This window comes from Ureibacillus acetophenoni (assembly GCF_900220965.1).
In the GTDB taxonomy this organism is placed as follows: Bacteria; Bacillota; Bacilli; order Bacillales_A; family Planococcaceae; genus Ureibacillus; species Ureibacillus acetophenoni.
On the sequence record NZ_OBQC01000004.1, the window covers coordinates 224,953 to 238,310 of the forward strand.

The following is a 13,358-nucleotide window of genomic DNA, read 5'->3' on the forward strand; positions in this document are numbered from 1 at the left end:
GACACTTTACCCAAGTTCTACGAAATTTTGTCACGTAAATCCACTTTGCGTGACACTTCACCCGAGTTTCACAAAATCTTGTCACGCAAATCCATTTTCCGTGACACTTTACCCAAATTCTACAAAATTTTGTCACGCAAATCCACTTTGCGTGACACTTCACCCGAGTTCCACAAAATTTTGTCACGCAAATCCACTTTGCGTGACACTTCACCCGAGTTCCACAAAATTTTGTCACGCAAATCCACTTTGAGTGACACTTTCTCCAAATTCCACAAAATCCTGTCACGAAACCCGAGTCCCACAAACACAAAAAAAGCCACAACCCAATTCACCATTGGGTTGCGGCCTATTTTAATCACCATACTAAATCTTTAAATCATCGTTTCCCCTTAATATAAGGCACACCACTCGCTTTTGGCGCGTTTGCTTTTCCGATAAATCCAGCTAACGCGATGATTGTTAATGCGTACGGTAGAATCGCTAAAATTACCGGAGGGATATCTCTTACATATGGAATCGCGTTCCCTACTACACTCAATGACTGCGCTAAACCGAAGAATAACGCGGCACCGAATGCACCTAGTGGATGCCATTTACCGAAGATCATCGCTGCAAGTGCCATGAACCCTTGACCACTAATTGTAGAAGCTGAGAAGTTCCCTGCGATTGCTTGAGCGAAGATTGCTCCACCAATACCACCTAGAGCACCTGAAATTAATACAGCGATGTAACGAGTTTTCGCTACATTAATACCCATCGTATCAGCAGCCATTGGGTGTTCCCCTACTGCACGAATACGTAAACCGAATGGCGTTTTATATAAAACGAACCATGCGATAAATACTACTGCAAAGGCAACGAATGTTGTTGCGTAAGCATCTTCAAAGAATAACGGCCCGATAAACGGAATATCCGATAAGAACGGAACGTCAAAACGTGAGAAACGTTGTGAAATTGAATCTGTTTGACCTTTATCATAAATTAATTTAACGATAAATACTGCAGCCGCTAGACCTAACATGTTGATGGCTACCCCGGATACAGTTTGGTCTGCACGGAATGATACAGCAGCTACCGCTAAAATCGAAGCCATTAACATACCAAAAGCCATAGCGACAATTAAGCCGACCCAAGGCGTTAATGTTCCAAACATATCGACAAACGTTAAGTTAAAGATAATACTACTTGCTGCTCCGACAATCATAATTCCTTCCAGACCAATATTTACTACACCTGAACGTTCTGTAAATACGCCACCAATTGCCGTCATGATGATTGGAGCTGCATAAAATATAGCTGAAGGAATGATAAAATAAAGTACGTCTAAAAAGCTCATCTTATTTTACCTCCTTTTTCGATTTGCCCATACGATCAAGCACTAGTCGGATGACATAGCCTGATGCAGCGAAAAGAATAATTAGGGCGATTACGATTGACACGATTTCATTTGGCACACCAGCTTCGTTTGGCATGTTAATACCACCGTTTTTCAATGAACCAAATAAAATTGCGGCAAAGAATACACCAACTGGTTGGTTTGCTCCTAATAAGGCAACGGCGATCCCGTCAAAACCGATACCCGGTAATGATGACATTGCTGCAATATTATTGAATGTTCCTAAAGCTTCCATAGCCCCAGCTAACCCTGCAAACGCACCTGAAATAACCATAGATAACACAATATTTTTCTTAACATTCATACCTGCGTATTCTGAGGCATTTTTGTTAAATCCTACTGCTTTTAACTCATAACCACGAGTTGTTTTCTCTAAAATGAACCACATAACAATTACACCGATAATTGCAATGATGAATCCCCAGTGCATACGTGAGTAATCCGTGATTGATTGTAAAAAGTCTGAACGTAATGAAGCTGATTCATGAACTTTAGGTGTACGTTCTGCTCCATCCGTTACTGCTGCGATCAATGGATTGATAGAACGTAATGCAATATAGTTCATCATAATTGTTACGATAACTTCATGCACACCAAGACGCGCTTTTAAAATACCAGGAATAAATGCCCATAAAGCACCCACTAATGCTGCTGCTAAAATCGCAAGCGGTAAGTGGATAATCATTGGTAATTCAAATGCAAAACCTACATAAGCAGCTGCGAACCAACCCATAATTAACTGACCTTCAACCCCGATGTTGAATAGTCCAGTACGGAATGCAAAGGCAACCGCTAAACCTGCGAATACATAAGGAATAATTGTACGCACAGTTTCACCAAAGTTATAACTACTACCAAAAATACCATTCCATAATGCGATATATCCATCAACAGGACTGTAACCTGATACTGCCATTACGATAGCCCCGAAGATTAGTCCTAGAATAATTGAAATAATTGGAACTAAAAAATTCTGAGTGCGGCTACTCATTATGCGTCACCACCCTTTGATTGCTTAGATGATAACTCTTGTCCAGCCATCAATAAGCCTAATTCTTGTTCATTCGTTTCTTTCGGTAATACTGTATCGATGATGATCCCGTCATAAATAACCGCAATTCGATCCGATACGTTCATTACTTCATCTAATTCAAATGAAATTAATAAAACCGCTTTTCCATTATCACGTTGTTCAATTAAACGTTTATGAATATACTCAATCGCACCAACGTCAAGTCCACGAGTTGGTAGTGCTGCGATTAATAAATCTGGATTACGTGTAATTTCACGTCCAATAATCGCCTTTTGTTGGTTACCACCAGATAAGGCACGTGCAGGCGTCATATCACTTGCTGTACGAACGTCAAATTCATCAATTATAGTGCCAGCGATCGTTCTAACTTTTTTATAGTCAATAATACCGCCTTTTGAAATTGGCTCTTTGTAGTACGTTTGTAATGCGATATTATGACTAATTGGGAAGTCTAAAACAAGTCCATGTTTATGTCTATCTTGAGGAATATGACCTAGTCCTGCTTCTGTAATTTTACGTGGTTTATTACCAGTTATATCCTTGTCATTAAGTGTGATCTTACCACTTTTAACTTTTCTTAAACCCGTAATCGCTTCGATTAACTCTGCTTGACCATTTCCGTCAATCCCTGCAATACCAACAATCTCCCCAGCGCGAACTTCTAAGTTCAATCCTTTAACCTTTTCAACGCCACGATTGTCAGTTACGAATAAGTTTTCCACTTTTAAAACGACATTCGTTGGATTTGGATCAATTTTCTCCGTCTTAAATGTAACTTGTCTTCCAACCATCATTTCTGCTAATTGGATCGGGTTTGTTTCAGATGTATCAACTGTTCCAATACCTTCACCTTTACGAATAATTGTTACACGATCTGATACATCCATAATTTCTTGTAATTTGTGTGTAATTAAAATAATTGATTTTCCTTCTTTAATAAGAAGTTTCATAATTTGAATTAGCTCTGTTATTTCTTGAGGTGTCAGAGATGCTGTTGGTTCGTCAAAAATTAAAATTTCCGCACCGCGATATAATGTTTTAATAATTTCAACACGTTGTTGCATACCGACAGAAATATCTTCGATTTTCGCATATGGATCTACGTTTAATCCATAACGTTCTGATAGTTCTTGAACTTTTTTAGCAGCATCTTTGATGTTGATCGTGCCACCTTTAGTTGGTTCATTTCCTAATATAATGTTTTCTGTCACTGTAAAGTTTTCAACAAGCATAAAGTGTTGATGCACCATACCAATCCCTAGTCTGTTTGCTACGTTCGGGTCGGTAATTTTAACTTCTTTTCCATTTACTTTAATAATTCCAGCTTCAGGTTGATATAAGCCGAAAAGAACGTTCATTAAAGTAGATTTTCCTGCACCGTTTTCACCTAGTAATGCGTGGATTTCACCTTTTTTGAGCTGTAACGTAATGTTGTTATTAGCTACAAAATCTCCAAATTGCTTTCGAATACCAAGCATCTCTATTACGTATTCCAACCTGTTCACTCCTTACTCATTATGTTTTGAAGAGATTTAATTACAATCTAATTACACATTTTGCATAATTTTGTTAGATATTTTTTGGTTTGTGTTAATAATGAGGGTATCACGCTTAGTGTTTACTCTTTTGCTCAATTTGGTAATATTTACATTCAACAAACTAGAGTTAACATCCTCTTATAAAAGATACATGAGCCTCTTTTCATAAAATCCTTCAATCTTTGTTATACAACAGCCTTTTAATATTAAGCGATATATTAAGCGTTTTCAATATAATTAAGATTATATCCTAAAACTTTTTAAATTAGTGTGCTTTACTAAACAAAGATTAATTAACACATGTAAAGTTTCAAAGCTTCTAAATTAGTATATTGCTAATTTTGAAACTTTTCATCTGATAATTATTGGCATTTTCTAGCTTATATTACTAACTCATTCATCAGAAAATTTCCTAATGTTATTCTTTTTCGAAAATTACCGCCTTACATAAAAACATGAAGACTAGCGCTTGCCAGTCTTCATGAATCTGTATTATTACAAATTATTATTTAGGCTCGTTAGGTACAACTAGAGAACCGTCGATAATTTGATTTTTGAAATCTTCAATAGCAGCTTTTGTTTCTTCAGAAATTGCTCCACGATCGTCAGCTAAACCAACACCGTTATCAGCTAAACCGTAAGTAATTAACTCTCCACCAGGGAAGTTACCTTCTTGAGCTAATTTAGATACTTCTTGAGCAGCAACGTCAACACGTTTTAAAACTGAAGTTAATGTTACGTTTGTATCTGCATTTACTTGACCTTCATCGTATTGGTCACGGTCAACACCGATTACCCATACGTTTGCATCTGCATCTTTTTGTTTACGTTCTTTTGCTTCTGTGAATAAACCGTTACCTACACCACCAGCAGCGTGGAAGATGATGTCAGCACCTTGGTCATACATTAATGCTGCGATTGAACGACCTTTTTCAGCATCGTCAAAGCTATCTGCATATTGTACTAATACTTCTACATCTGGGTTAGCAGCTTTAACACCTGCTTCGAATCCAGCTTGGAATCCACCGATAATCGCACCTTCCATACCACCGATGAAACCAACTTTACCAGTTTCAGTTTCAAGAGCAGCAGCTACACCAGCTAAGAATGATGCTTCGTTTGCTTTAAACATAATTGATGCTACGTTTGGAAGATCTGGAACAACTTCGTCGATGATTGCGATTTGCGCATCTTCACGTTGTTCAGCAACTTCTACTACAGCGTCATGTAATTTATATCCTACTGCGAATACTAAATCGAAATCACGTTGAATAAGGTTATTTAAGTTTTGTACATAGTCAGCTTCTGATTCAGATTGTAAGTAGTCGTAACCACCGTTACCTTTTGATAAGCCGTTATCTTTACCAAATTGCTCTAGACCTTCCCAAGTAGATTGGTTGAAAGAACGGTCATCTACTCCACCAACGTCAGTTACCATTGCAACTGAGAATGCGCTTTCATTGCTAGTAGTATCGCCTGTCGTTGTTGTACTTTCTCCGCCTTCTTCTTTAGCACCACAAGCACCAAGAAGTGTCCCAACAGCTAGTAAAGAAGCCATTGCAAAACCAAACTTACGTTTTTTCATGATTTTTGGTCCCCCCAAAGGATTTTAATGATATTAAATTAGCAGTGATTAAGTTCTACACTCTTGTTGATTCGTTAAGCTCAATTAACCTATTGTGATGAACTTTCCTCCTAATCGTTCATTAATATATCATTTTTTACAAACTATTAAAATAGTTTTTACTTAAATCTGTTAAATTAATTCACTAAATGACGGTTTTTGTCGAAATTTAGACGAAATATTACACGCTAATTAAAGAAAAACTATTATTGTGACATACTAATAGACTTTAAGTCTGCGAGGTTTTGTAAATTTTATAATACGCTAAACATTATGGAGGTAGATTTCATTTCGATATAGTACTTTTTAATGAGCTATTTGTCTGCGGTATGAGCAAGTTTTTGGAAGTTATGAGCGACTTTTGCACAATTACGAGCAACTTCCTGGTTGTTATGAGCGACTTTTGCACACTTACGAGCAACTCCGCTTCCTCTGTAATTTGATGAGCGGCTTCGACACACTTATGAGCAACTTTTCCCACGATATGAGCATCTTCCTGATTGTTACGAGCAACTTCACTTCCTCTGCAATTTTATTGAGCGACTTCGGCACATTTATGAGCAACTTTTACACGCTTACGAGCAACTTTCCACGCGATACGAGCAACTCCGCTTCCTCTGTAATTTTATGAGCGGCTTCGACACACTTATGAGCAACTTTTCCCACGATATGAGCAACTTCCTGATTGTTATGAGCAACTTTCCACGCGATACGAGCAACTCCGCATCCCCTGTAATTTTATGAGCGACTATAGCACACTTATGAGCAACTTTTACACGCTTACGAGCAACTTCAGCACACTTATGAGCAACTTTTCACGCAATACGAGCAACTTTTATCTACTTATTAGTAATTTCATTAGAATTTCCAAAATTCACCTAGCGAATTTCGAAGCAAATAAAAAAACATGAAGACTAGCTACTGCCAGCCTTCATGCTTTAAGTGTATATTATCGAGTTGGTGCAGTTGGAACTTCAATTGTACCATCAATAATTTTTTCTTTATAATCTTCAATTTGTGTTTTTGTATCTTCAGATAAAGCACCACGATCGTCAGCTAAGCTAACACCGTTATCTGCTAAACCGTAAGTAATTAATTCTCCACCTGGGAATTTACCGTCTTGAGCTAATTTAGCTACTTCTTCTGCAGCAACACCAACTTCTTTTAATACAGATGTTAATACAACGTTTGTATCTGCATTTACTTGACCTTCGTCGTATTGGTCACGGTCAACACCGATTACCCATACGTTTGCATTTGGATCTTTTTGTTTACGTTCTTTTGCTTCTGTGAATAAACCGTTACCAGAACCACCAGCAGCGTGGAAGATAATGTCTGCGCCTTGGTCATACATTAATGCCGCAATTGAGCGTCCTTTTTCTGGATCCGTGAAGCTATCTACATATTGTACAAATATTTCAACATCAGGGTTAGCTGCTTTAACACCAGCTACGTAACCAGCTTCAAATCCACCAACGATTGCACCTTCCATACCACCGATGAATCCAACTTTACCTGTTTTTGTTTCAAGTGCAGCTGCTACACCAGCTAAGTAAGAAGCTTCGTTTGCATTAAACATAATTGATGCTACGTTTGGAATATCTGGCACTACTTCGTCAATAATAGCGATTTGAGCATTTGGACGTTGTTCTGCTACTTCTACTACAGCATTGTGAAGTTTAAATCCAACACCAAATACTAAGTCAAAATCACGTTGGATTAAGTTATTTAGATTTTGTACATAATCAGCTTCTGATTCAGATTGAAGGTAGTCGTAACCACCGTTACCTTTTGATAAACCGTTATCTTTACCGAATTTCTCGATTCCTTCCCAAGTTGATTGGTTGAAGGATTTGTCGTCAACCCCACCTTCGTCAGTTACCATTGCAACTGAGAATGTGTCCTCTGCATTTTCTGCATTGTCTTTACCTTCTTCTTTCGTGCCACAAGCACCTAGAAGCGTACCTACAGCTAGTAAAGAAGCCATCGCAAAACCAAATTTACGCTTTTTCATGTTGTTTTGTACCTCCAAAGGAATATAGTAAATAATTAGCAGTTCGTCTAAGGTGTCAGTCTACATCCTTTTAGCGAATTACATGGAATTCTATATAAGTTCAATATAGCCAAATGACTCAAAGCAAAATTACAAAAAGAATCTACCAAGTAATTACATATGATGTTGAACATTCCTACTAATTGGTTTTCAATATATCATCATTTACAAACAATTTAAATACTTTTTACAAACTTTTGTTGATAAATTTACACAAAAGTTTGTTTTTTTGTCTAAAATGAGAACATATTTTAACTATTCTCAACATTCTGAATTAACACTTGTCTAGGTCTAGATCCATCAGGTGGTCCAACTACTCCACGCATTTCCATCTGATCGACAATCCGCGCAGCCCTCGAATAACCAATTCTGAACCGTCTTTGCAACATTGAAACAGAAGCCGTCTGCATTTCTACGACTAACTGAACCGCATCGTCGTATAAATCGTCCACTTCTTCTTCAATTGCTTTTTCTGGTTCATCTGTAGGAATCATCGTTTCATCATAATGAGCTTTTTGTTGTTCAATTACATAGTCAACAACAGCCTCAACTTCCGCATCCGAGACAAATGCCCCTTGCACACGAACCGGTTTCGATTCGCCTGCCGGTAAAAATAACATATCACCTCTTCCTAACAATCGTTCTGCACCGCCCATATCTAGTATTGTGCGCGAATCGATTGCAGATGATACAGCAAAGGCAATACGAGATGGTATATTCGCTTTAATGACACCAGTGATAACATCAACTGACGGTCTTTGTGTTGCGATAATTAAGTGAATACCTGCAGCACGAGCCATTTGTGCTAAACGAGTAATAGAATCCTCAACATCGTGGGAAGCTACCATCATTAAGTCAGCTAACTCGTCAATAACAACGACAATATAAGGTAGTTTTGGATGTTTCTCGTCATTTTCAGCGTTGAATTTTTCGATATGATCGTTATAACCTTTAATATTTCTCGTTCCCGTGTGTGAGAATAAATCATATCTTCTCTCCATTTCGGAAACGACTTTTTGTAATGCTTGCGAAGCTTTACGCGCATCCGTTACAACAGGTGCAAGTAGATGCGGAATACCGTTATATACATTTAACTCAACCATTTTCGGGTCGATTAACATCATTTTTACTTCATGTGGTGCCGCACGCATTAAAATCGATACAATAATGCCGTTAATACAAACCGATTTACCACTACCAGTAGAACCAGCTACAAGTAAATGAGGCATTTTATTTAATTCTGATAATATAGCTTGTCCAGTAATGTCGCGCCCAAATCCGATAAGTAATTTGGAATCAGGACGATTATTCTCTTTTGCTTCTAACACTTCACGTAACGTTACGATGGCAACTTCACTATTTGGCACTTCAATACCAATTGCAGATTTGCCTGGGATCGGAGCTTCCATACGAATATCTTTTGCAGCAAGTGCTAATGCAAGGTCATCCTGTAAGCTAACAACTTTACTTACTTTTACTCCAACATCCGGCAAGATTTCGTATTTTGTTACTGCAGGGCCAAGGTGAACTTGTGTCACCCGGGCTTTTACGCCAAAACTATGGAAGGTTTGCTCTAATTTTTTTGCATTCATCTGTATAACAGAGTATTCGCCACTTTGATCATGTTCTGGTGGCAGTTGCAATAAATTCATCGTTGGAAGGATGTACTCTTCATTTTCCACATTCGTTTGAACGGCTTTTTGTAAAGCATTGTCAAATTCATCGTCAGTTTCTTTATTTTCTTGGGCCGGTTCTGGCTTTGGTGTTTCTTGCTTAATGTTTTGTGTAAAGGCTGAGATAATTGGTTCCTTTACTGGTTCTCTGAAGATCGTCTGTTCTTGAAAGGGAACAGGATCGTCCTCATAAGTATCCATACTCGTTGCAACGACTTCATTGGCAGGATTATTTTCCTTTTTAGCCCCACGCTTTTCACGTCGTTTCGGTTCTTCTTTATCTTTAGTATTCCCGCTTCGTTTCGGTTTTTTCTTACGCTCTAATCTTTTCTTAAACTCCGGACCTTTTTCAACAATAAATGGTATAAGTGCTTTTCCAGTAATTAATATAAGTCCGATGAATAAAATCACCCATGCTGTCACCTTCGCTCCACTTGCATCAAATAATACGTGGAATAAACTAAATAGAATTGCACCTAACATTCCCCCGCCAAGTGCATCGCTACGGTCAACAATTCCATTGTTTTCTATTAGTATTCTCCAAGTTTCCCTTAACACCGAATCAGAATTTAAAGCATCTCTTCTAGTCAAATCTTCAAATAGGAAACTATGACTGAAGATTGATAAACTTGAAATGATTAAGATAAAGCCAATAATTATACGATCTCTTAATGAGATTCCTTTACGCTGAATCATAATGACTACAGCTAAAAATACAGAAATGATTGGAATAAAAATATATAAATTTCCTAATAGAAACATTGATGCGGATTGCACAATACTTCCGACTACTCCAAATTCAAAAAATACGATGATTCCAAAAGCGATTAAGATTAACCCTAAAATTTCATATATGAGCGGACTACCTTTAGACTTTGCCTTCGTGGAAGGTCTTCTTTTTCTTTGTGCCATAACATTCACCTATTTCTTCACTGAAATTCTTTTTATTTTTTTGGACAGTCGAACTCCCCTAACTACTCAAAACGTGAGTTGAAAGTAATGAACTTTCCCCAATTTTTGAGTTAATTCTACATAGTTGAACTGAAAAAGGATTTCCTTCCCCGTATATTCGGTTAAGAAAATCCTCCTTTGTTCTATCATTAACTTTACAACGTACGATGATGATTAGTACTCCATAATAATTGGAATAATCATTGGACGGCGTTTTGTTTGTTGGAATAGATATGCATTTAAAGTATCGCGTATTTCTTGTTTAATGTTTGTCCATTCAAACGTTTCTTTCGCTACATACTTTTCAATTACTCCGCGAGCTAATTCAGTTGCTTCAACGATTAACTCTTCAGATTCACGAACATAAACGAATCCACGAGAAATGATTTCCGGTCCTGATGCAATTTTCTTTTGTGCACGGTTTAACGTCACAACGATGATGAAAATTCCGTCTTGCGAAAGAAGTTTACGATCTCTTAATACGATGTTTCCAACGTCACCAATACCAATACCATCGATTAAGACGTTACCAGCTTGGACACGACCGCTCATACGCATTTTTCCACTTTTATATTCAACAATGTCGCCTTTATCTGCGATGAAAATTTGAGACTTTTGCATTCCAACAGCTTGCGCTATTTTAGAATGGGCAATTAACATTCGATATTCGCCTTGAATCGGGATTAAATACTTCGGCTTTAATAAGTTCAACATTAATTTTAAGTCTTCTTGACTTCCGTGCCCTGAGACATGGATCTTTTTATCTGCAGTTAAAACAGTAGCTCCAGCTTTCGCTAAGTTATTCATGGCACTGCCAATTTGAATTTCCATCCCTGGAGATGGAGTAAATGTGATTAGTACAGTGTCTGTATCTTTTATTCGGATATCACGGTGTTGTTTTTTGACAATCTTATCAAGTGCATCAAGTGGTTCACCTTGATTTCCTGTCACAATGATAATTAACTCATCATCATTGTATTTATGAATATCTTGTACAGGGATTAATGTTTCTTCGTCAATCTTTAAGTAACCAAGATTTACACCAATATTAATAACCTTTTCTAAGCTTTTACCAATTAGCGCAACTTTGCGGTTTGATTCTTGGGCATGGCTAAATACTTGTTGAATTCGAATAAAGTTCGATGCATACACCGCCACTAAAATACGTGCAGGTGCTGAATAGAAAAGTTTCGCTAATCTTTCTTCAATTACGGTTTCACTCGTTGTATGTCCTGGTCGCTCTGCTTCAGTAGATTCAGATAATAATAGAAAAACGCCCTCATCACCTAACTGGGCCATCTTTGCTAAGTCTGGTTGATACTTTCCTTTTGCAGATTGATCAAATTTAAATTCACCAGTGTAAACAATCGCACCTTCAGAAGTATGGAAAACGATTGCTAATGAATCAGGAATACTATGTGTCACATGGAAAAACGTCACATATGTAGAGTTGAAATTCATACGGCTTCTATTCGTTACTTCAAAGAACTTTACTGGATGTGGAACATGTAAATCTTTTAGGTGCTCCTTCGCTAAAGCAATCGTTAGCTTTGAGCCATAAACCGGAGCTTGAATTTTTTGAAGTACGTAAGCAATAGCTCCAATTGCATCTTCATGTCCATGGGTTAAGAAAATACCCTTTACTCTTTCTTTATTTTCTACTAGGTACGTGATATCTGGAATAACGATATCAATTCCAAGCATTTCGTCTTCTGGGAACATTAAACCACTGTCCACAACGAAAAGTTCGTCATCGATTTCGATCACGTACATCGACTTTCCGATTTCCCCAACTCCTCCAAGGGGGATTACTCGGATTACTTCATTTTTTGTAATTGTCACTTGATTTCCTCCTATATCAATACGCCATAGATTAGGTATGAGTTTTGGTGGGAGCTTATTTACACGATTCACTCCTTGAAAACTTCTCTACCCTTTCTATGGCACAACTTTACTCAACTTACGTTTTTTACGTCTGCTGAATAGTTTTTAAATTTGTTGCATTTCGTCCATTTAACTCGTCTAGACAAATGCTGAATAAAGTTGTATATCCCGAACAAAACAACCACTTATTAACCATTATAAGGTGTTGATGGATATATAACAAATAAAAAGTGAAAAGGTTGGGAGGAAATAAAATAGAGGTTGATATAAAGGAGTAGTTAAGGTTTGGTTGAATTTTACTATTAAAAGTGGAGCAGACTTGAGTTCTCTATATAAGTCTGCTACTTGGATAACGGTTATGAATAAGTTTCGGCTAATTCATATTTGTGCTTTTGTTTATTATATTTATAAAGTTGAGCGGTCACTTCTTGCTTAGGTTCCGTTTTTATTAAGCTGTAATAGAGTTCATTTCCTCCAGCGTCAAAACTAATTGTTCCATTTTGTTTGATATCAGTTGGAGCTATATGATGACTGACAAAGTACCGCGCCAAGCCATCCCAAACATCTTGATAGCCCTCTGGTGTGTAGCGGATTACATAATGATAGGATTCAACATACCCTGTTCCGCTCGTACCTGCTGTAAGAACGATTTTTTGATCCTTCTCCATCGCGCCAATAATATCTACGCTTTCCACAAACGAATCCTTACAGTAAACCTCGTCATAATGATCTCCATGTTTTTCAAAAATAACAAACACCGAGTTAACCATATCCACATTAATAAAAGCAGCAATTTGCTCACTATCATAAGGTTTCATGTTTACTTTCATCACAGTAATCTCTTCACGTTTTATCTCGTCAGGGTAGCGAAATCTTTTGCGCAGTGAATGATATAACCAATCTGGAACCAACAAAATCCCTCCAATTTAATTTGAGTAAATGAAAAACGCGCATGTGGACGACTTTTCAACATCGACATTAAGTTATGTGAGATGTCATATTTTGGTTAGTTCAAATAGTGGAGGTTTCTGAGGATTGATTCGAAAGACTGTAAAATTGAGGAAAAAGCACTCTTTTGTGTTATATAACTAAAGTAATGAAGGTGGGGTGTATTTCGCAAGTAAAAATTGAGCCATTTATTAATTAAAAACTGAGCCACTTAAACCGAACTATTTTCTAGCCATTCTTTTGTATCTAATATTC

General features: G+C 37.4%; 8 protein-coding genes. All 8 read right to left on the minus strand.

Translation table 11 applies throughout. The features are described from left to right. Window positions 1-379 precede the first annotated feature (379 nt). The 8 genes from CRO45_RS08290 to CRO45_RS08330 all read right to left on the minus strand — a co-directional run bounded on the left by CRO45_RS08290 (window position 380) and on the right by CRO45_RS08330 (window position 13,066). Window positions 380-1,339, minus strand: coding sequence for an ABC transporter permease (locus CRO45_RS08290; protein ID WP_097149197.1), 960 nt, complete (start codon window positions 1,337-1,339; stop codon window positions 380-382). Between the two features lies 1 nt (window position 1,340). After that, the gene (locus CRO45_RS08295; RefSeq protein WP_097149198.1) at window positions 1,341-2,390 is read right to left on the minus strand and encodes an ABC transporter permease; all 1,050 of its coding nucleotides are present in this window, start codon (window positions 2,388-2,390) and stop codon (window positions 1,341-1,343) included. Next, entirely contained in the window at window positions 2,390-3,928 is a 1,539-nt protein-coding gene (locus tag CRO45_RS08300; protein ID WP_097149199.1) for an ABC transporter ATP-binding protein, read from the minus strand. Before CRO45_RS08300 ends, CRO45_RS08295 begins: the two co-directional genes overlap by 1 nt. A gap of 547 nt (window positions 3,929-4,475) precedes the next feature. Next, window positions 4,476-5,555: a BMP family lipoprotein gene (locus CRO45_RS08305; RefSeq protein ID WP_097149200.1), complete on the minus strand. Its 1,080-nt coding sequence runs from the start codon at window positions 5,553-5,555 to the stop codon at window positions 4,476-4,478. Between the two features lie 988 nt (window positions 5,556-6,543). Continuing rightward, window positions 6,544-7,608 (minus strand): BMP family lipoprotein, encoded by a 1,065-nt coding sequence (locus CRO45_RS08315; RefSeq protein ID WP_097149202.1) that lies wholly within the window; start codon window positions 7,606-7,608, stop codon window positions 6,544-6,546. A 290-nt stretch (window positions 7,609-7,898) separates the two neighbouring features. Then, window positions 7,899-10,232, minus strand: coding sequence for an FtsK/SpoIIIE family DNA translocase (locus CRO45_RS08320; protein WP_097149203.1), 2,334 nt, complete (start codon window positions 10,230-10,232; stop codon window positions 7,899-7,901). A 213-nt stretch (window positions 10,233-10,445) separates the two neighbouring features. Further along, window positions 10,446-12,113, minus strand: a complete 1,668-nt coding sequence (locus tag CRO45_RS08325) for a ribonuclease J (RefSeq protein WP_097149204.1) — start codon at window positions 12,111-12,113, stop codon at window positions 10,446-10,448. Between the two features lie 398 nt (window positions 12,114-12,511). Further along, a complete protein-coding gene (locus CRO45_RS08330) occupies window positions 12,512-13,066 on the minus strand; it encodes a hypothetical protein (RefSeq protein WP_097149205.1) in 555 nt (184 codons plus the stop codon). Between the last annotated feature and the right edge of the window lie 292 nt (window positions 13,067-13,358).

Coding starts and splice junctions, on each gene's coding strand:
- CRO45_RS08320 (WP_097149203.1), bottom strand. CDS start 10,232: ATGGCACAAAGAAAAAGAAGACCTTCCACGAAGGCAAAGTCTAAAGGT.
- CRO45_RS08305 (WP_097149200.1), bottom strand. CDS start 5,555: ATGAAAAAACGTAAGTTTGGTTTTGCAATGGCTTCTTTACTAGCTGTT.
- CRO45_RS08315 (WP_097149202.1), bottom strand. CDS start 7,608: ATGAAAAAGCGTAAATTTGGTTTTGCGATGGCTTCTTTACTAGCTGTA.
- CRO45_RS08295 (WP_097149198.1), bottom strand. CDS start 2,390: ATGAGTAGCCGCACTCAGAATTTTTTAGTTCCAATTATTTCAATTATT.
- CRO45_RS08290 (WP_097149197.1), bottom strand. CDS start 1,339: ATGAGCTTTTTAGACGTACTTTATTTTATCATTCCTTCAGCTATATTT.